Source organism: Streptomyces cyslabdanicus (genome assembly GCF_052663305.1).
Genome location: NZ_JBQRUW010000041.1, coordinates 106,967 through 126,342 on the forward strand (window position 1 = coordinate 106,967; position 19,376 = coordinate 126,342).

At 70.9% G+C, this 19,376-nt stretch carries 14 protein-coding genes, 1 tRNA gene and 4 pseudogenes; 7 read left to right on the forward strand and 12 right to left on the reverse strand.

Annotated features, from left to right (window positions below; all coding sequences use genetic code 11):
* Positions 1 to 248 precede the first annotated feature (248 nt).
* Complete coding sequence (locus tag ACTYVM_RS24425; protein ID WP_445528006.1) at positions 249 to 1,844, forward strand: long-chain-fatty-acid--CoA ligase; 1,596 nt, start codon at positions 249 to 251, stop codon at positions 1,842 to 1,844.
* A 163-nt stretch (positions 1,845 to 2,007) separates the two neighbouring features.
* On the opposite strand, the pseudogene ACTYVM_RS24430 reads toward ACTYVM_RS24425, so the two are convergent.
* Positions 2,008 to 2,175: pseudogene (locus ACTYVM_RS24430) on the reverse strand (integration host factor, actinobacterial type); the annotation flags it as partial.
* Positions 2,176 to 2,473: 298 nt separating this feature from the next.
* Here ACTYVM_RS24430 and ACTYVM_RS24435 point away from each other — a divergent pair.
* Both ACTYVM_RS24435 and pntB read left to right on the forward strand, forming a co-directional pair.
* On the forward strand, positions 2,474 to 4,033 hold the full coding sequence (locus ACTYVM_RS24435) for a Re/Si-specific NAD(P)(+) transhydrogenase subunit alpha (RefSeq protein WP_445528007.1): 1,560 nt from the start codon (positions 2,474 to 2,476) through the stop codon (positions 4,031 to 4,033).
* Positions 4,034 to 4,039: 6 nt separating this feature from the next.
* Positions 4,040 to 5,500 (forward strand): Re/Si-specific NAD(P)(+) transhydrogenase subunit beta, encoded by a 1,461-nt coding sequence (pntB, locus tag ACTYVM_RS24440; protein ID WP_445528008.1) that lies wholly within the window; start codon positions 4,040 to 4,042, stop codon positions 5,498 to 5,500.
* Between the two features lie 10 nt (positions 5,501 to 5,510).
* Here the strand turns inward: pntB and ACTYVM_RS24445 are convergent.
* Positions 5,511 to 5,834: pseudogene (locus ACTYVM_RS24445) on the reverse strand (coenzyme F420-0:L-glutamate ligase); the annotation flags it as partial.
* 95 nt (positions 5,835 to 5,929) lie between these two features.
* The gene (locus ACTYVM_RS24450) at positions 5,930 to 6,322 is read right to left on the reverse strand and encodes a PAS domain S-box protein (protein ID WP_445528009.1); all 393 of its coding nucleotides are present in this window, start codon (positions 6,320 to 6,322) and stop codon (positions 5,930 to 5,932) included.
* A 183-nt stretch (positions 6,323 to 6,505) separates the two neighbouring features.
* Here ACTYVM_RS24450 and ACTYVM_RS24455 point away from each other — a divergent pair.
* The 3 genes and pseudogenes from ACTYVM_RS24455 to ACTYVM_RS24465 form a co-directional block, all read left to right on the forward strand.
* A pseudogene (locus ACTYVM_RS24455) lies at positions 6,506 to 7,117 on the forward strand (transposase); the annotation flags it as partial.
* A gap of 115 nt (positions 7,118 to 7,232) precedes the next feature.
* Positions 7,233 to 8,330: an integrase core domain-containing protein gene (locus tag ACTYVM_RS24460; protein WP_445528010.1), complete on the forward strand. Its 1,098-nt coding sequence runs from the start codon at positions 7,233 to 7,235 to the stop codon at positions 8,328 to 8,330.
* On the forward strand, positions 8,327 to 8,917 hold the full coding sequence (locus ACTYVM_RS24465; protein ID WP_445528011.1) for a hypothetical protein: 591 nt from the start codon (positions 8,327 to 8,329) through the stop codon (positions 8,915 to 8,917). Before ACTYVM_RS24460 ends, ACTYVM_RS24465 begins: the two co-directional genes overlap by 4 nt.
* Here ACTYVM_RS24465 and ACTYVM_RS24470 read toward each other — a convergent pair.
* Both ACTYVM_RS24470 and sucC read right to left on the reverse strand, forming a co-directional pair.
* Positions 8,882 to 8,966: transfer RNA gene (locus ACTYVM_RS24470), tRNA-Leu, on the reverse strand. The genes ACTYVM_RS24465 and ACTYVM_RS24470 overlap by 36 nt on opposite strands.
* A gap of 145 nt (positions 8,967 to 9,111) precedes the next feature.
* Complete coding sequence (gene sucC, locus ACTYVM_RS24475; RefSeq protein ID WP_445528012.1) at positions 9,112 to 10,254, reverse strand: ADP-forming succinate--CoA ligase subunit beta; 1,143 nt, start codon at positions 10,252 to 10,254, stop codon at positions 9,112 to 9,114.
* A 227-nt stretch (positions 10,255 to 10,481) separates the two neighbouring features.
* Here sucC and ACTYVM_RS24480 point away from each other — a divergent pair.
* Positions 10,482 to 11,890: pseudogene (locus tag ACTYVM_RS24480) on the forward strand (OFA family MFS transporter).
* 62 nt (positions 11,891 to 11,952) lie between these two features.
* Here the strand turns inward: ACTYVM_RS24480 and ACTYVM_RS24485 are convergent.
* The 7 genes from ACTYVM_RS24485 to ACTYVM_RS24515 are packed head-to-tail and all read right to left on the reverse strand — an operon-like array spanning position 11,953 to position 19,252.
* Complete coding sequence (locus ACTYVM_RS24485; protein ID WP_445528013.1) at positions 11,953 to 13,113, reverse strand: sugar phosphate isomerase/epimerase family protein; 1,161 nt, start codon at positions 13,111 to 13,113, stop codon at positions 11,953 to 11,955.
* The gene (locus ACTYVM_RS24490) at positions 13,110 to 14,534 is read right to left on the reverse strand and encodes an alkaline phosphatase family protein (RefSeq protein WP_445528014.1); all 1,425 of its coding nucleotides are present in this window, start codon (positions 14,532 to 14,534) and stop codon (positions 13,110 to 13,112) included. Before ACTYVM_RS24490 ends, ACTYVM_RS24485 begins: the two co-directional genes overlap by 4 nt.
* Positions 14,531 to 15,700: a metabolite traffic protein EboE gene (eboE, locus tag ACTYVM_RS24495; RefSeq protein ID WP_445528015.1), complete on the reverse strand. Its 1,170-nt coding sequence runs from the start codon at positions 15,698 to 15,700 to the stop codon at positions 14,531 to 14,533. The genes ACTYVM_RS24490 and eboE overlap by 4 nt, the downstream gene beginning before the upstream one ends.
* Positions 15,701 to 15,703: 3 nt before the next feature.
* Positions 15,704 to 16,552 (reverse strand): TatD family hydrolase, encoded by an 849-nt coding sequence (locus tag ACTYVM_RS24500; protein ID WP_445528016.1) that lies wholly within the window; start codon positions 16,550 to 16,552, stop codon positions 15,704 to 15,706.
* Positions 16,552 to 17,256, reverse strand: coding sequence for an EboA domain-containing protein (locus ACTYVM_RS24505; RefSeq protein ID WP_445528017.1), 705 nt, complete (start codon positions 17,254 to 17,256; stop codon positions 16,552 to 16,554). Before ACTYVM_RS24505 ends, ACTYVM_RS24500 begins: the two co-directional genes overlap by 1 nt.
* The gene (locus ACTYVM_RS24510; RefSeq protein WP_445528018.1) at positions 17,253 to 18,296 is read right to left on the reverse strand and encodes a sugar phosphate isomerase/epimerase family protein; all 1,044 of its coding nucleotides are present in this window, start codon (positions 18,294 to 18,296) and stop codon (positions 17,253 to 17,255) included. The genes ACTYVM_RS24505 and ACTYVM_RS24510 overlap by 4 nt, the downstream gene beginning before the upstream one ends.
* On the reverse strand, positions 18,293 to 19,252 hold the full coding sequence (locus ACTYVM_RS24515; RefSeq protein WP_445528052.1) for an SCO3242 family prenyltransferase: 960 nt from the start codon (positions 19,250 to 19,252) through the stop codon (positions 18,293 to 18,295). The genes ACTYVM_RS24510 and ACTYVM_RS24515 overlap by 4 nt, the downstream gene beginning before the upstream one ends.
* Positions 19,253 to 19,376: the final 124 nt, after the last annotated feature.

Consider the following 19,376-nt stretch of genomic DNA (forward strand, 5'->3'; position numbering starts at 1 on the left):
GCAGAGGCCCACCGCCACGCCCTGACCGACGCCGTTGTCGCGCTGCTGCGCGGCTCGTCGGAGCTCGACAAGGCACAGATCGACATCGTGCAGTTCTCGTGACGCACCAGGACATCCGATGGCGCCATCCCGACCGCCGTCGCCGCCATCGAAAAGGCCGTCGAGGACCTCCGCGTCGTCCCGGCCGGTCCCAGGCCGAGCTGACCGATGCAGTCACCGATCCAGACACCACACCAGGAGAACTCCCGATGAACCTCGTCTGCGACACCCCGCTGACTCCGCTCTCGTTCCTGGGCCGCTCGTCCACCGTGTGGGCCGAGAAGACCGCGATGGTGGACGACGAGCGCACCGTCACCTACGGGGAGTTCGGCGCACTGGCGCAGGCGACCGCCAAGGCCCTGCAGGGCAAGGGCGTCGGCGACGGCGACCGCGTCGCCTACCTGATGCCGAATGTGCCCGAGATGCTGGTCGCCCACTTCGCCGTGCCCCTGGCCGGCGGCGTGCTGGTGGCGATCAACACGCGGCTTTCGGCGCAGGAGATGCGGTACATCCTCGAGCACTCCGGCGCCGGCGTGCTCGTCGCCGGGGCGGGCCTCACCCAGCTCGCCGACGAGGCGGCAGCGGGCCTCGACTCGCTCCATACACGCGTGACGACCGCTCAGGAACCGCCCGCCGGGTGGATCACCTACGAGGCTCTCCTCGAGAGCGGGCCGGCGGCTGCCGATCTGCCGTGGTCGGTGAACGACGAGCGCAAACCCATCAGCCTGAACTACACCTCAGGTACGACGGGCCGCCCCAAGGGCGTGATCTTCACCCATCGCGGGGCCTACCTCAACGCTCTGGGCGAGGTGCTCCACTCCCAGCACACCACCGACAGCGTGTACCTGTGGACGCTTCCGATGTTCCACTGCAACGGCTGGTGCACCACGTGGGCGGTCACAGCGGTCGGCGGCACCCACGTGTGCCTCCCCGAGGTACGGGGAGAAGCCATCTGGCGGGCGATCAGGGACCACGGAGTCACACACCTCAACGCGGCGCCGACCGTCGTCACCACGATCCTCAACGCAGAGGAGGCCGCTCCTCTCGATGCGCCGTTGCGCATCACCACGGCGGGCGCCCCGCCCAGCCCCACCACGATCGCGGCCATGGAGCAGATGGGCTTCTCCATCGTCCACCTCTACGGACTGACGGAGACCTACGGCCCCTACGCCGTCTGCGAGGTCCAAAGCACCTGGAACGGCCTGCCTGGCGTCGAGCGCGCGCGGCTGATGGCGCGTCAGGGTGTCGGCATGATCCAGGCCGACGCCGTGCGCGTCGTCGACGAGGACATGGTGCACGTGCCCGCTGACGGACAGACCATGGGTGAGATCGTCATGCGCGGCAACTGCGTGATGCCCGGCTACTACCTGGACGAGGAGAGCACCGCCAAGGCGTTCCGGGGCGGATGGTTCCACTCGGGGGATCTCGGAGTCATGCATCCGGACGGTTACGTCGAGCTGCGGGACCGCGCCAAGGACGTGGTGATCTCCGGTGGGGAGAACATCTCCACGGTCGAGGTGGAGCAGGCCCTCATGAGCCATGCCGACGTGCTCGAGGCCGCCGTCGTCGGTGTCCCTGACGAGCGGTGGGGCGAACGCCCCAAGGCCTTCGTCATCCCCCGCCGTGGCACGGCTCCCACGGAGGCGGATCTGATCGCGCACGTCCGTCAGCAGATCGCCCACTACAAGGCTCCCCGTGAGGTGGCCGTGGTGGACGAGCTGCCCAAGACGTCGACGGGGAAGATCCAGAAGTTCGTGCTCCGTGAGAAGGAGTGGGCGGGCCACGCCACGCGCGTCCAGGGCTGAACCCCAGGTCGCGGTCGCGTACGAGAAGTTGTGCGCCGAGATGGACGGTCCTTTCCTGCCCGGCCGTTCATGGAGCACCGCATCGCCGGTCCGACAGTGGGGCCGGCATGCGCGACCAGCCCCAGGGACGTTGGGGCGGGGCGGCCAGGTGGATGCGCAGGATGGGAAGCGACTCCAAGAGCGTACGAACGGGCATCTTGCGGATGGCCTCGGCCTCATGCTCCAGCACCTCCCGCAGCGACGGGCGGCCGTGCTTCAGCGCGTCCTTCACCTCGGCGCGTTCCCGCCGCGCGGCAGGAGCGCCCACGTGAGGAGTTGTCCTCTCGAGCACATCGACAGCAGCAACTGAGCCCCGGGGGGAGAGAATTCGCGAATGGAGCTGAGTTGGACGGCGAGGTCGGAGGCGAAGCCTCCCCACGGATTCATCCGTGGGGAGGAGTCACCATGGTGAATTCCGCGAGCGTACGCGGTCGGACACTCCCGCGCGGTCTGATCGTTTTCGGCCGGTACCGCAAGGTGAAGCAGATCACGGTCTGTTCGCGTTGGCCCGCACGTATCTGGTGGGTGGCTTCCAGCGATCAAGAGCGCAAATCCCCTCTCAAAGCCTCCTCTGACAAGAGATACAGGACATGTCTGCTCAAGAACCTGCACACCATCCTCCCCAGCGCATTGGCGTGGTCGTCGAGTCGCTTTCCGGGGAGACGCGTGTCGCGGCGACCCCGGCAACGGTACGACTGCTGCTGGGCCTCGGCTACGAGGTCGTCGTCGAGTCCGGGGCCGGTGAGGCCTCCGGCTTCAGCGACCAGGCCTACATCGACGCCGGCGCGGGGGTCGACGAGGCCTGGGACGCGGATGTCGTCTTGAAGGTGAACGCTCCTTTCGAGGCGGAGATCACCCGGCTGCGCGAGGGCACGACTGTGGTCGCCCTGCTGGCCCCGACACAAAGGCCCGAGCTGCTTCAGGCGCTCGCCGACGCGGGCGTGACCGCCCTCGCGCTGGACGCGGTGCCGCGCATCTCGCGCGCACAGTCGATGGACGTGCTGTCCTCGATGGCGAACATCGCCGGATACCGCGCGGTCATCGAGGCCGCGCACATCTTCGGACGGTTCTTCACCGGCCAGGTCACCGCGGCGGGCAAGGTGCCGCCGGCGAAGGTGCTGGTGGCCGGCACGGGTGTGGCCGGTCTGGCGGCGATCGGCGCCGCTTCCAGCCTAGGCGCGATCGTGCGCGCAACCGACCCGCGGCCGGAGGTCGCGGACCAGGTGAAGTCGCTGGGCGGCGAGTACCTGGCGGTGAACGTCGCTCAAGAGGCGAGCACCGACGGCTACGCCAAGGCGACCTCCGCCGACTACGACCGCGCCGCCGCCGAGCTCTACCACGAGCAGGCCAAGGACGTGGACATCGTCATCACCACCGCGCTGATCCCGGGCCGGCCGGCGCCGCGCCTGCTGACGGCGAAGGACGTGGCCGTGATGAAGCCGGGCAGCGTCATCGTCGACATGGCCGCCGCCCAGGGCGGAAACGTCGAGGGCACCGTGCCGGGGCGCACGGTGGTCACTGACAACGGCGTCACCGTCATCGGCTACACCGACCTCGCCTCCCGGCTGCCCGCCCAGGCCTCGCAGCTGTTCGGCACCAACCTGGTGAACCTGCTGAAGCTGCTCACCCCCGGCAAGGACGGGCAGCTGGCGATCGACTTCGACGACGTCGTGCAGCGTGCCGTGACCGTGGTGCGGGACGGCGAGGTCACCTGGCCACCGCCGCCCGTCGCGGTCTCCGCCGCGCCCGCCAAGCCGGAGCCCGTGGCCGCGCCCGCCAAGCCGGAGCCCAAACAGCCGAAGCTGACATCTGGGGGACGCTTCGGCCTGATCGGGCTCGGCATGCTCGCGATGTCCCTGCTGGTGGCCTTCGCCCCGGCGCAACTCGCGGAGAACCTCACGGTGTTCGCGCTGGCGGTGGTGATCGGCTACTACGTCATCGGCAAGGTGCACCACGCGCTGCACACGCCGCTGATGTCGGTGACCAACGCGATCTCCGGGATCGTCGTGATCGGCGCGCTGCTGCAGATCGGGCACGAGAGCCGGATCGTCACCACGCTGTCCTTCGCGGCGCTCCTGCTGACGAGCGTCAACATCTTCGGAGGTTTCGCCGTCACCCGCCGCATGCTGTCCATGTTCTCGAAAGGCTGAGCCAAGATGACCTCCATGACGGCCTCCCACGCGTCCGACCTGGTCGCCGCTCTGTTGTTCATCCTCAGCCTGGCCGGCCTGTCCCAGCACCACACCTCCCGCGCTGGCGTCGCCTACGGCATCGCCGGCATGGCCCTCGCGCTGGCCGCCACGGTCGTGGTGGCAGCGCAGGACACTTCCGCCCGCGTGGTCGCGCTGATCGTGCTCGCGATGGCGCTCGGCGCGGTGATCGGCCTGTGGCGGGCCCGCCGCGTCGAGATGACGCAGATGCCCGAACTGATCGCGGTACTGCACAGCTTCGTCGGCCTCGCCGCGGTGCTGGTGGGCTGGAACACCTACCTGGAGGTGGAGTCGCACGGCACGGCGCAGACCCGGATCGGCGCCGACCTGCTGGCCATTCATCACGCCGAGGTGTTCATCGGCATCTTCATCGGCGCGGTCACCTTCACCGGCTCGATCGTCGCGTTCCTGAAGCTCTCGGCTCGGATCAACTCCCGTCCGCTGATGCTGCCGGGCAAGAACGCGCTGAACCTTGGCGCGCTCGGCGCCTTCGTCGCGCTGACCATCTGGTTCACGATCAGTCCGAACCTGCCGCTGATGATCACGGTGACCGTGCTCGCACTGGCCCTGGGCTGGCACCTGGTCGCATCGATCGGCGGCGGCGACATGCCCGTCGTCGTCTCCATGCTGAACAGCTACTCGGGCTGGGCGGCAGCCGCGGCCGGCTTCCTGCTCGACAACAACCTGCTCATCGTCACGGGCGCGCTGGTCGGCTCCTCCGGTGCCTACCTGTCCTACATCATGTGCAAGGCGATGAACCGCTCCTTCATCTCCGTCATCGCGGGCGGCTTCGGCATCGAGGCGCCAGCCGGCCGCGAGGAGGAGCAGGGCGAATACCGCGAGGTGCGCGCCGCGGAGGCGGCCGAGACGCTCGCCCAGGCCCGCTCGGTGATCATCACCCCCGGCTACGGCATGGCCGTCGCCCAGGCCCAACACCCGGTCGCGGAGCTGACGCGGCAACTGCGCGAGCGGGGCATCGAGGTCCGCTTCGGCGTCCACCCCGTCGCCGGGCGCCTGCCCGGACACATGAACGTGCTGCTGGCCGAGGCGAAGGTGCCCTACGACATCGTCCTGGAGATGGACGAGATCAACGACGACTTCGCCGACACCTCCGTCGTGCTCGTCATCGGCGCGAACGACACCGTCAACCCGGCCGCGACCGAGGACCCGGGCAGCCCGATCGCCGGCATGCCAGTGGTGCGGGTCTGGGAGGCCGAGCAGGTCATCGTCTTCAAGCGATCCATGGCCTCCGGCTACGCAGGCGTGCAGAACCCGCTCTTCTTCCGCGAGAACAGCAGCATGCTCTTCGGCGACGCAAAGCAGAGCGTCGAGGAGATCCTGCACGCGCTCAGCACCGACGGCCGCCACGAGGCGACCCCGGCCGCGCGCCAGGCGGTTGCGGGCTAGGTGTTACTGCTCACGAGCGTTGTTGGAGCCGACCGGACGATGGTGTCCTTCGAGGGTCGGCGGGCAGGAGCCATGCGCCGCCGGGTTCGGCACGGTCTACACCGGCGTTGGTGAGCTGGCAGCCGAGACGGTGGTAGGCGATGATCGGGCCGGTTTCGGTGGCGAGGAAGTGGCTGGTGGACTCGGTGAGGATGAGTTCCACGATCTCCGCCGGTTTGCCTGTGCGGGCGGAGGGTTCGAGCGCTTCCGGGCGCGGTGTGACGGTGTCGAGGTCGACGTGACGGTCTTCTTCGATGCTGACGACCTTGGAGGCGATGACCACGACGGCTTCCTCGGCGACTTCGGCGCAGAGGTGGTGAAGGTGGAGGAGCCCGGTCGGGCGACCAGACGATCAAATTCCGGATCTGGTCGCACACGGGACGGCCGCCGCTACGACGCCGCCCAGGTGCCGTTCCCTGCCCGAGCAGTCCGCCGTCGAGGGGGCCCACCGCTGCGGAACTCCACCGGTCCGCGCTGGCCGTCCCGGCGCAGTACGAGGTCGACGCCGGCAAAGCGTTCACCGGCCAGAACTCGGTCGAGGCTGGCCGCCGCACGCGCCTGGTCCGGCTCGAAGGACAGAACCCGCGTCGCATCCCGGCCGAGGACTTCCTCGGGACGATACCCGAGCAGCTCGCTCGCCTGCGCGCCCCATGCCACGATGGTGCGGCCGTCCGACCCGATCAGCCATGTGGCGATCCGGATCAGATCCAGCACCCCTCTGGGCCGGGTGGGTCCACCACGATGGGAGCTTCCCGCCCCCTCACGCTGCTCGTGTTCGCTCATTGACCGTGTGCCCTTTATACGCGGTACAGCCATCTTTCTACGATCGGGCGACGGATGTCGACTGTGACCCGACGCCATCCTTCCACCTGGGCGAAGTTGTGCAGCCCGGGAATGTCGAGGTGGCCCTCTCCCACGGCTGGGCTGGGTCCCTTCGGTAATGATCAGGCCCGCAGCGGCCCAAAGATCGGCGTGGACGATTTCGCCCTGCGCCGCCGCCACCGCTACGCCACGATCATCGCGGATGCCGAGACCGACCGGCGCGTCGTGGTCCTGCCCGACCGCGAGGCGGCCACCCTGGAGTCCTGGCTGCGCGAACATCCTGGTGCCCAGGTCGTGTGCCGGGACGGCTCGGCCACCTATGCCGAGGCCGTCCGCCGAGCCCTGCCCGACGCGGTGCAGGTCAGCGACCGATGGCACCTCTGGCGAAATCTCTGCGACAACTCCAGCTCGAGGTCCGCGCCCACGCCGGATGCTGGGCCACCATCAACCCGCCCCGCCCCGGCAAAGTACGCGAGCAGACCACACTCGAACGCTGGAACAAGATCCACGATCTCCTCGGCCAGGGCGTCGGCCTGCTCGACTGCTCCCGCAGCCTCAGCCTGGCCCTGAACACCGTCAAACGCTACGCCCGCATGCCCGAACCCCCGGCCCTGCGCATCGCCCGCCTACCGGCCCACCCTCGTCGACCCCTACCGCGAGCACCTGCGTCGGCGCCGTGCCGAGGATCCCGCCGTCCCGGTCACCCACCTCCTCGAGGAGATCCGGGAGTTGGGCTACACCGGCAGCGCCAACCTTGCCCTTGCCGAAAACTCATCCGCCCTGGTTGTAGCCGGTGTGCGGGATGTAGACCGCAGTCGCTCACGCCGTCATCCCCACGTGGCTGTCGATCACCGCGGCATGATGATCGACCGTGCTGCTACGAATGGCCTACCTGAGCGTGACGAACGCATTCGCCCTGCTACGCCTGCTGCCAATGAGCGCCCGGGACAAGGACGCGGAGATCCTGGCCCTGCGTCATCAGATCACGGTGCTGGACCGCCAACTCGGCAAGCAGAGGGTGCGGTTCACCCTGACCGACCGGGCGTTCCTGGCGGCGTTGCTGCATCGGCTGCCACGGGACATCCTGCGCAGGGTGCGGCTGCTGGTGCACCCAGATACGGTGCTGCGATGGCACCGCGACCTGATCGCACGCCGCCACGCGGCCCGTTCTCGGCCGAAGCGTCCGGGCCGGCCACGGACCGTGCACTCGATCAGAGCCCTGGTACTGCGCCTGGCGCGCGAAAATCCCAGCTGGGGCTACAGGAGAGTGCACGGTGAGCTGCTCGTGCTGGGCGTGAAGGTGGCCGCCTCCACGGTATGGGAGATCCTGAAGGAGGCCGGGATCGACCCGGCGCCCGAACGGAGCTCCAGTACCTGGGCCGACTTCCTGCACTCCCAGGCCGACGCCCTGCTGGCCTGTGACTTCTTCGAAACGGTCACCCTGTCCGGAGTGCGGCTCTACGTGTTCGCCGTCATCGAGCACGCCAACCGCCGGGTCCGCATCCTGGGCGCCACTGCTCACCCGTCCGCGGCCTGGGTGGTCCAGGCCGCGAAGAACCTCGTCATGGACCTGGAGGACGCGAGCTGCCGAGCCCGCTTCATGATCCGGGACAGAGACGGCAAGTTCTCTGAGCTATTCGACGCCATCTTGAAGGACGCGGGGATCGAGGTGATGCTCAGCGGCGTTCAGATGCCAAGAATGAACTCCATCATGGAGCGGTGGGTGCAAACGTGCCGACGGGAACTGCTGGACCGGACCTTGATCTGGAACCAGCGTCACCTCCTGTACGTCCTGCGTGAGTTCGAGTCCTTCTACAACGAGCACAGACCGCACCAGGGCATCGCGAACGCCCGGCCGCTACATCCCTTGCCCACGGTGATCAACGATCCAACGCAGATCGCCCGCCTCGACATACGCAGCCGCGAACGCCTGGGCGGCATTCTCCACGAGTACGAACATGCCGCGTGACCTGTACGGACGAGGTTTTCGGCAAGCGCAGGACCGTCAACCTGCGCGAAGACATCGTCTGCCAGGCACTGGATGCATGGATCGCCCGGGCCTTCGAGCCCGATCGGCTCACCGCCACCATCACCGCACTCAGCGCCGCGAGCATCGCAGCCAGCACCGCACCGGTCCACACCCCCGAGCAGGCCCAGGCTCGCCAGGCGATCAAGGAATGCGAGCGGCGACTCGCCCGCTACCAGGCCGCCCTCGACGCCGGAGCCGATCCGGCCGTCGTCACCCAGTGGATCAACGATGCGCAGCGGGACAAGGACGCGGCGCACAAGAAGCTCGACGCGCTGCCCGCCGTCAACCGGAAGAAGGAATCACCCCTCACCGCCGACCAGATCAAGGCGATCACCGAGAGACTCGGTAACAACGCACAGCGTATCCAAGCCGCCGACGCCGACAAGAAAGGGCCGCTCTACGAGGCCCTGGGGATCACCATCGCTTACGACAACGCAACGAGGACCGCGACCGTCAGGTCGAGGCCCTCGCTTCTGTATCGTTACTGTGAGTGTCCGAGGGGGGACTTGAACCCCCACGCCCGATAAAGGGCACTAGCACCTCAAGCTAGCGCGTCTGCCATTCCGCCACCCGGACTAGGTGTCTGCCGCCTGACCGGGGGTTTCCTCCCGCGGCGACATGGACAACGATACCAAGGTTTCGCGGTGCGTTTCACCTGCGTATCCGCGCCGGGAGGGGACGGAGGCGGTGGACACGGATCGTGATCGGGGCGTGACGGGAGTCATCCCTGCCGGGCGAGTTCCGCGGCGCCGCTCGCAGCGGTGTCCATGGTGGGGGCCTGTTCGAGCAGAGGGCGCGCGCGCTCGTCGAGGATGGCGCGGCCGCGGGCCGCGTTGTTGCCGTCGAGGCGTACGACCAACGGCCTGGTGAGCCGGACGGCGTCCAGGACCCGGACGATGCCCTCGGCGACGGTGTCGCACACGGTGATCCCGCCGAAGACGTTGACGAGGACCGATCTCACGGACGGGTCGGAGAGGACGACGGACAGTCCGTCGGCCATGAGGCGTGCGCAGGCTCCGCCTCCGACGTCCGCTCCGGTGTCGAGGAAGGTGGCCGGGCGGGCGCCATGGTCGGCGACCATGTCCAGCGTGGACATGACCAGGCCGGCGCCGTTGCCGATGACGCCGACCTCTCCGTCCAGCTTGACGTAGGTCAGGCCGCGGGCCGCGGCCGCTGCCTCCAGCGGGTCGTCGTGCCCGGTGTGCTCCGTTCCCCAGCGGGCCTGGCGGAAGCGGGCGTTGCCGTCGAGGGTGATCCTGCCGTCGAGTGCGACGATCCGGCCCTGCCTCGTGCGTACCAGCGGGTTGGCCTCCACCAGCAGGGCGTCCTCGCGGACCAGGACCTGCCAGAGCCGGACCAGGGTGTCCACGGCCTGCGGAGGCAGGCCCGCCGCCGTGGCGATCTCGGCGGCCTTCGACGAGGTGACGCCCTCGGCCGGGTCGACGGGAACGCGTGCCACCGCCTCGGGCCGGCGCGCGGCCACCTCCTCGATCTCCGTGCCGCCCTGAGCCGAGGCCACGGCGAGGAAACCGCCCCTCGCCCGGTCGAGGGCGTAGGCGACGTAGAACTCCTCGGCGGTGTCGATCGGTTCGGCCACCATCACCGTGCGGACGCGGTGGCCCTTGATGTCCATGCCGAGGATGTGGCGGGCCGTCAGTTCGGTGGCCGCGGGGTCGGCGGCGCGTTTCACCCCGCCCGCCCTGCCCCGTCCCCCCGTCTTCACCTGCGCCTTGACGACGACCCGGCCGCCGAGCCTGCGGGCGATCTCACGGGCCTTCTTGGAGGAGTCCGTGATCTCGGCGCGCGGCACCACGATGCCGTACTCCTCGAAGAGTTGCCTTGCCTGGTGTTCGTAGAGGTCCATTCCGGCTCCCGTGCGCGACGGCTCATCGGTGAGCAGGTCAAGTCCGGGAGCGGCCGGTGGTGGGCGCGGGCCGCCCCGGGAGCGTACGCACGACCGCACAGGCCGCGCCGGAGCCGCCCCGCGCCGCACCGGCGCTGTTCCGGCGAAGTTCCGCAAGACACCGGGCCGAGCGAACGCCCGGCGCATCGCCCCCGATCCCCACCGACACGGCGAGGAGATGGCCAGACATGACCGCGGATCCCCTATCGACCAAGAAGTGCGCCGGGCGAGGCCCGCACGGCGCACGGCGCGTTTCGCGAAGTGACCGACGCCCGGGGGCGGGTGTACCGCGTCGGTGAGACAGACCGGGACATACTCGGCCATTCACGCAAAATCATGGTGTACCTGCCGTGGGTCTGCATGATGGCCATCAGCGTCTCCGAGTACGCCTACGGCTCTGCCGAGGACACCTTGTCGAAGGCGCACGGCTGGACCCAGAGCAACACGTTCTGGATCCTCAGCGTCTGGGTGTTCTTCCAGGCCGGCATCGCCTTCCCGGCCGGGTGGCTGCGCGAGCGGGGCATCCTCACGGCCCGCCGCGCCATGTACCTGGGTGCCGCCATGTGCCTGGTCGGTTTCCTGGCCCTCTCCCACCTGCACAACGTGATGCTCGCCCTGCTCGGCTTCGGCGTCGTGGGCGGCGTCGGCTCCGGGCTGGTCTACGCCACCTGCATCAACATGGTCGGCAAGTGGTTCCCGGAACGGCGCGGCGCGAAGACCGGGTTCGTCAACGGCGGCTTCGCGTACGGCTCGCTGCCGTTCATATTCATCTTCAACTACGCCTTCGACACCGGGAACTACCACGAGGTGCTCGACCTGATCGGCGTCTACGTACTGATCGCGGTCGCGGTCTGCGCGTTCTTCTTCAAGGACCCGCCGAAGAACTGGTGGCCCGCCGGCATCGACCCGCTGTCGCACTCCGCGAAGAACAAGAACACCGCGAGCCTGGCCAAGAACCCGCCTGCGGCCCGGCAGTACACCCCCATGGAGGCCATCAGAACCGGCATGCTGCCGCTGATGTGGGTGACGGTCGTGATGACCGCCGGCGTGTCGATCTTCGGCATCTCCTTCCAGGTCGCCTTCGCCAAGGAGGTCGGCTTCGGGCCGTTGGTCGCCGCGTCCTCGATGGGTGTCATGGCCGTCGTCAACGGCGTCGGCCGGGCCGTGGTGGGCTGGCTGTCCGACCTGTGGGGCCGCAAGTCCGCGCTGGTGTTCGTCATCGTGGTCCTCGGACTGGCCCAGTTCGGTGTCATCTGGGCCGGTCACATGAAGAACGAGTGGCTGTTCCTGTTCTTCGCCTTCCTCTCCGGTTTCGGCGGCGGCGCCTTCTACCCGATGTTCGCCGCGCTGACCCCCGGACTACTTCGGCGAGAACTACAACGCCACCAACTACGGGCTGGTCTACAGCGGCAAGCTGGTCAGCGGTCTGTTCGGCGGCGGGCTCGGCGCCATGGTGGTCGCCGCCTGGGGCTACTACGGCGCCTACGCGCTGGCCGGTGGCGTGTCGATGGTGGCCGCTGCCCTGGCGCTGCTGCTGCGGCAGCCGGGGCGCAGTGGCCGGGACGCCGCACCCGCCGCCGACACGGCGGCGGGCTGACACCGCGCACGACGGGCGAAGGGGCCCTTCCCGCGGTCGCGGGGAGGGCCCCTTCCCGTTGGTCACTTGCGGCGCAGCGCGGCCAGGTTCTGGTAGCCGATCCGTGCGTGTTCCATCGACTGGGCCAGGTCGGTGGAGCTCGGGGCGTTGTCCTGCTCGACCATCGGGTGGTGGTAGTTGGGATGGCCGACGCGGGAGAAGAACGTCGTGTAGTCGATGACGCCGGTGCCGAACGGGACCATGTCGTAGCCCTGTCCGTTGGTGGCGTTGACGACTCCGTCCTTGGCGTGGAACAGCGGGTAGCGCTTGTTGTGGCGGGTGACCAGGCCGGCCGGGTCGAAGATGTTCTGCCGGGTGGCGCCGCCGTGGTCGGTGTAGGTGCGGAACTTGTACTGGGCCACGTGCGCCCAGTAGATGTCCATCTCCAGCCAGATCAGCTTGGGGTCGGTGATGGACAGGAAGTACTCCAGTTTGCGGATCCCGGAGCTGCGGGTCGGGCGGCCCTGGGCGTCGAGCGGACCGCCGTCGAGCAGGAAGCCGTAGGCCGCGTCGTGGTTGTGGGTGTAGAGCTTGATCCCGGCGCGGCGGGCGATCTCGCCGAGGACGTGCCACTTGTCGGCCGCGACGTCCCAGTCGGCCTTGTAGTCGCTGCCGGTGGGGTCGTTGCCGGTCCCCATGTGCTGCATGCCGAGGATGTTGGCGATCTCCAGGTGCTTCTTGAAGGTGTCCAGGTCGCTGGTGGTCAGCGGCCAGGAGCCCGGGATGAAGCCGTGGTTGCCCTGCGCCCGCAGCCCGTACTCGTCCAGCCAGCGGCGCAGCAGCCGGGCGCCCTCGACGGTCTCCAGGTCGGCGCCGCCGGGTGCGTTGGGGTGCTGACCGTAGCCCGCGAACTCGACCTGCCGGTAGCCGAAGCGGGCCAGTTGCTCGAACACGGCCCGGAAGCCGGAGGGCAGGCTGGTCGAGAGCGGGTCGCGGCCGGTGGCGTCGCGCACCGTGTAGAGGATGATGCCGCGCTTGTCCTCGGGGACGAGCAGGTGGCCCTTGGCCTTGCCGTTCGACTCGGCGGGGGGCGCCGCCTGCACGGGGGCCGCGCCGAGGACAGGAGCGGCGATCGCCCCGGCCGCGACGGCGGTGCAGGTGCTGAGGAAGCTGCGGCGGCCGATGCCCAGGCTGCGGCGCAGCTGTTCGTCGGTGCCGTGGTCGGTCGCTTGGATGTCGTTCACGGGTGCCTCTCTTCGGACTTGGGGTCTGCGTGGCCGAGACCGGCGAGGTGGAGCAGGAGGGACTTCACGTCGGTGGCCGCGATGCGGTCGCCGACGGCGCGGGGGGTGGAGCACAGGAGGAGCGGACCGTCGTCGTCGCTCGCGGGCAGGCGGCCGTGGCTGCCGCGGATGGGTGAGGCGTCGAGGGGTACGACCGCCATGCGGTAGCGCAGGCCGAGTTTCTTGCGGGCCACCGCGGTCGCCGCCCTGACCTTCACATAGGGGTCGTGCGGGTCCATGAAGAGCTCGACCGGGTCGTAACCGGGTTTGCGGTGGATCTCGACGAGCTGCGCGAAGTCGGGCGCGCGCTCGTCGTCGAGCCAGTAGTAGTACGTGAACCAGGCGTCCGGCTCGGCGACGGCGACGAGTTCGCCGGAGCGCGGGTGGTCGAGGTGATGGGCCTTCTTGCCCTCGTCGTCGAGGAGTCTCTCGATGCCGGGCAGTCCGTCCAGGGCGGCCCTGGTCGCGTCCATGTCCTCGGGGCGGCGCACGTAGACGTGGGCGATCTGGTGGTCGGCGACGGCGAAGGCGCGCGAGGCCATCGGGTCGAGGTACTCCATGCCGTCCTGGGTGTGCACTTCGAGCAGGCCGGCCCGGCGCAGGGCGCGGTTGATGTCGACGGGCCGGTCGGCGCGGGTGATGCCGTACTCGGACAGCACAACGACGGTACGGCCCTCGGCGCGGGCGTCGTCCAGGAGCGGGGCCATGGCCGCGTCCAGGTCGGCCGCCGCTTGCAGGGAGCGCGGGTCGTCGGGGCCGTGGCGTTGCAGGTCGTAGTCGAGGTGGGGCAGGTAGCAGAGTGTCAGGTCGGGGCGGCGGGTGCGCAGGACGTGGCGGGTGGCGTCGATGATCCACTGGCTGGAGACGAGGTCGGCGCCGGGGCCCCAGAAGTGGAAGAGGGGGAACGTGCCGAGTTTCTCGGTGAGTTCGTCGTGCAGGGCCGGGGGGCGGGTGTAGCAGTCGGGTTCCTTGCGGCCGTCGGCGTAGTAGACGGGCCGTGGGGTGACGGTGATGTCGGTGTCGGCGCCCATGGCGTACCACCAGCAGATGTTGGCGACCGTGTAGCCGGGGTGGGCGCGACGGGCGGCGTCCCACAGCTTGTCGCCGGCGACGAGGCCGTTGTGCTGCCGCCACAGCAGGACGTCGCCGAGTTCGCGGAAGTACCAGCCGTTGCCGACGATGCCGTGTTCGGAGGGCATGGTGCCGGTGAGGAAGGTGGACTGGGCGGCGCAGGTGACGGCGGGCAGGACGGTGCCGAGCGCGGCGCGGGAGCCCGACTGGGCGAGGGCCTTGAGGTGGGGCATGTGGTCGAGGACGCGCGGGGTGAGACCGACGACGTCCAGGACGAGCAGGGGGGTCGGTCGTCCCTGGGGCGGCGTCATGGCAGTTCCTTCAGGCCGAGGTCGGTCAGCAGGTCGCGGGTGAGGGCGAGTTCGGCGGCGATGCCGTCGGCGAGCCGGCCGCGGTCGCGGGGGCGCAGCTCGGGCGGGAGCGCCTGCCAGGTGTAGGTCTCGACCTCCAGGTGGCGGGTGAGCGGCCGCGGGCCGCCGACGAGCCGGGTCAGGGCGGTCTTGAGGACCGGGAGGGTGGAGGTGAGGGGTGCGGCGGGGGCGGCGTGCAGCGGGACGTGGAAGTGGGCGCGCCAGGGTGCGGCGTCGGGCAGGGCGTCGCCGCCGAGGGCCGCCCCGAGGTCGTCGGTGCCGCGCAGGCCCGCGGCGGTGAGCGTGCGGGTCTGGTGCAGGAAGCGCGGTTCGTCGAAGGCGGCGAGGGCCTCGCGGACGTCGGGCAGGTGGGGCTGTTCGGCGTGCAGGGCGGCGGACAGCTGGGACTTGACGAGGGGGACGCCGGCGGCGGTGAGGGCGTCCAGGGCGGTGTGCGGGTCCTCGAAGGAGGTGGCGAGGTGGCAGGTGTCGACGCAGATGCCGATGCGGTCGTGGGCGATAGCGGTGAGCGGGGCGATGGCGTCGTGCGTGGTCTCGACGACGCAGCCGGGTTCGGGTTCCAGGCCCACCCGGATGGAACGGCCGGTCAGCTCCTGGAGGGCGTCGAGGCGTTCGGCGAGGGTGCGCAGGGCGGCGCGGGCCTGCTCGGCGCGGGTGTCGTCGTAGGCGGTGCGCCAGGCCAGGGGCAGGGTGGAGACGCTGCCCTCGCGGACGTCGTCCGGGAGGAGTCCGGCGAGGATGCGGGCGAGGGCGGTGGTGTGCTCGAGGCGTTCCGCGTCGGCCCAGTCCGGCTTGTAGACGCGGTACTTGACCTCCTGGGCGCCGAAGCCCTGGTAGGGGAAGCCGTTGAGGGTGACCACCTCGAGGCCGTGCCGGTCGAGTTCGGCGCGCAGGGCGCGCAGCGCGGACGGGTCGGTGTCGAGGGTGCGGGCGGCGTCCCGGGCGAGCCACAGGCCGATGCCGAGGCGGTCGCGGCCCAGGCGGCGGCGGACGGGCTCGCAGTGGTCGCGCAGTTGGGCCACGACGCCGTCGAGGGTCTCGGCGGGGTGGACGTTGGTGCAGTAGGCGAGGTGGACGGTGGAGCCGTCGGGGTGCCGGAAGCGCATCGATCACTCCCCGCCGCGCAGGATGCTGTTGCCCTCGTGGGTGGCGCCGGTCGCGGCGACGTCGAGGCTCAGCCGGCCGCTGAGGCCGTAGAACTCGACCGGGTTGCGCCACAGCACGCGGTCCACCTCGTCCTCGGTGAAGCCCTCGGCGCGCATGAGGTCGCCCACCTTGCGGGTCTTGAGGGGGTCGCTTCTGCCCCAGTCCGCGGCGGAGTTGACGAGGACCCGTTCGGGGCCGTGGGCGCGCAGGATCGCGACCATCCGCTCCTCGTCCATCTTGGTGTCGGGGTAGACGGAGAAGCCGAGCCAGCAGCCGCTGTCCTTGGCCTCCTTGACGGTGGTCTCGTTGAGGTGGTCGACCAGGACGCGGTCCAGGGGCAGCGCCGACTCCGCCACGACGTCGAGGGTGCGGCGCAGCCCGGCGAGCTTGTCGCGGTGCGGGGTGTGGACGAGGGCGGGCAGCCCGTGGTCGGCGGCGAGCTGCAACTGGGCGGAGAGTGCGGTGTCCTCCTCCGGTGTCATCGAGTCGTAGCCGATCTCGCCGACGGCGACGACCTGGTCCTTGACGAGGTAGCGGGGCAGTTCGTCGAGGACGGGCAGGCAGCGCGGGTCGTTGGCCTCCTTGGGGTTCAGGGCGATGGCGCAGTGGTGGGCGACGCCGTACTGGGCGGCACGGAAGGGTTCCCAGCCGATCAGGGAGTCGAAGTAGTCGAGGAAGGAGGCGGCCGAGGTGCGGGGCTGGCCGAGCCAGAAGGCCGGTTCCACGACGGCGCGGACGCCGGCGGCGTGCATGGCCTCGTAGTCGTCGGTGGTCCTGGACGTCATGTGGATGTGGGGATCGAAGATGCGCATCAGGACTCCTTGCCGTGGGGGTCGACCGGGCCGTGCGGCGCGGTGTCGGGCTCGGTCAGGGCCAGGGCGCGGTGCAGGTCCTCGGGGACCTGCCGGCCGGCGGCGGCGCGTTCGGCGGCGTAGTCGCCGAGCATGCGGGCGAGTTCGGCGTCGCCTCGGGCGCGGCGGCCCAGGTCCGCGACGCTGTCCACGGGCACACCCGTGAACAGGCACTTCAGTACGGCGTGCCGCCATGCGTGGGGTGCCAGGTGCCGGGCGGCGTACGGGCCCACGGCGGCGGCGAGCAGCCGGGTGTCGTTGGTGCGCAGCGCGTCGTCGACCAGCGAGAGGGCGTCGGGTCCCGGCACGAGGTGGGGCAGGGCGTGCAGGACGGCGCGGCGTTCGTCGGCGGTGCCCTGGCGGTAGGCCCGGGTGAGGGCGCCGAGGTCGGCCCGGGCGGCGTGCAGGATGAGGACGCGGGCGGCGTCGGCGTGGGCCGGGCCGCAGCGGCGGCCGGCCTCGGCCAGACGCAGTTCCCACCCGGAGATCGGCCCGTGGGTTCCGGGGCGGGCGGCGGCCTCGTCGAGCGCCTGGTCGAGCCAGGCTCGTGCGGCCGGGGTGAGACCGGTCTCCATGCGGGCGCGCAGTTCGTCCGTGGGCGTGGGGGTGGGGGCGGTGCCGGCCGTGGGGGTGCCCGCGGTGCCGGTGCCGTGCGGGTGGGTCATCGGGTGCTCCCTTCTGGGGTGACCGGATGCTCGGAGGCGTCCAGCGCGGAGGCGGAGGAGACGGGGGCCGGGGGGACGGGGGCTGCGGGGACGGGGGCCGAGGAGACGGGGGTTGCGGGCACGGAGGCGGAGGGGACGGCGGCCAAAGGGACGGGGGCCCGGGGCTCGTCCGTGGGCGTGGCGGTGGTGGCCGCTCGGCGGAGGAAGGGCAGGGAGAGCTCGGCGTGGTGCGGGCCTGCGTGGGAGTGCCGGGGCAGTTCCACGACGGTCAGGCCCTCGTAGCCGGTGGTGGCCAGGGCCGCGAGGACGGGCGGGAAGTCGATGTCGCCCTCCCCGAAGGGGAGGTGTTCGTGCACGCCGCGGCGCATGTCCTCGATCTGGACGTGCCGCAGCCAGGGCGCGGCGGCGCGGACGCACTCGGCCGGAGGGAGGGGTTCGAGGCACTGGCAGTGGCCGATGTCGAGGGTGAGGCCCAGGTTCTCCGGGTCGCCGAGGGTGCGGCGCAGCTGGTGGAAGTCGGCGAGGGTGGCGAGGAGGTGACCGGGTTCGGGTTCCACGGCGAGGGGTAGGCCGGCGGCGGTGGCTGCCTGCAGCACGGGGTCCAGGGACTCGGCGAGCCGCTTCCACGCCGTGTCCCGGTCGGTGCCGGGCGGGGTGATGCCGCTGAAGCAGTGCACGGCGTGGGCGCCGAGGTCGGCGGCCACCCGTACGGCACGCAGCAGCAGGTCCACGCGCCGGGCACGGTCCTCCGGGTCGGCGTCCAGGAGGGAGGGGCCGTGCTTGCGACGCGGGTCGAGCACATAGCGGGCGCCCGTCTCCACCGTCACCCCCAGACCGAGCGCGTCAAGGCGGTGCGCGACCCGGCGGGTGCGGGCCGCCAGGTCGGCGGCGAGCGGGTCGAGGTGCATGTGGTCGAGGGTCAGTCCGACGCCGTCGTAGCCGAGGTCGGCGAGCAGGCCGAGGGCGTCGTCGAGGCGCAGGTCCGCGAGGCCGTTGGTGCCGTAGCCGAAGCGTGGGGCCGCGGCGGGATCGGGGCTCATGTCACGCTCACCTTCCTCGCGAACCTTCGGGCCAGGGGGGCCAGGGCGGCCGTGCACAGGGCGGTGACCGGTGCGCCCGCGCGGGCGGACAGTGCGGCCTGGAGCGGGATCATGGCGCGGATGCCGCCGCCGACGGCCCGCTGGGTGAGCTGCGGTGAGGGGTTGAGGACGGCGTGGGCGAGGGGGCGGGCGGCGGTGGCGGCGTAGCCGAGGGCGAGGGCCGCGCGGAGCGCGCCGCCCGGTGCCGGGGGGAGGCCCGGCGGACCGAGGGGGGCTGCTCCGCCTCGGTCCGCCGGGAGCCGGAGGGCCACGGCGGGCGGGGTCAGCGCGTACGCGACGCAGGCGGTGGCGGCGAGGGCCGCGAGCGGTACGGCGGTGGAGCCGCCCTGGGTCTCGCGGCGGGAGACGGCGGTGACGGCAAGGGTGTGGGCGCCGAGGGCCGCGGCGGACGGTACGGCCGCGCGGACCCGGCCGCCGCTCGCGGCGGCGCCGAGCACGAGGTCGAGGCTCCGGGCCGCCGCCATCGCCGGCGGTCCCGCCCAGGTCCGCTTCAGCCCGAGGTCGTACGCCCAGACCGTGGCGGCGAGCGGTACGGCGACAGTGAGCGCGGGCCGGCCGGCGCGCGCGGCGAGCGCGAGGCCCAGGGCGGTGAGCGCGCCGGCCGCGGCGAGCGCGGCGCCGGGGGCGATCCGCCCGGACGGGAGCGGCCGGTGCGGGCGCTCCACGGCGTCCTCGGCGCGGTCCGCCCAGTCGTTGAGCGCCATGCCCGCCTGGTAGAGGCACAGGGACGAGCCGATGGCGAGGAGCGTACGGGCCCCGGGGCCGCCCCGCCCGGCCGCCGCGGCCCCGGCGAGAGCGTCACCGGGGACGGTGAACAGGGCGGGCAGCCGCAGCAGTTCGACCCAGTCGGCGGGGGTGCCGACGCCCAGGGAGGGTGCGACGGGATCGCCGTCCACCGGCGCCGGGCGGGAAGCCCGCCGCGCCGCGCCGGACGCCTCCGGTCGTCGTCCGGCGGGATCGGTGGCCGGCACCGTTCGTTCGGCGGAGGCCGTGGGGGTGGCTGTGGCGCTCTCCCCCGCC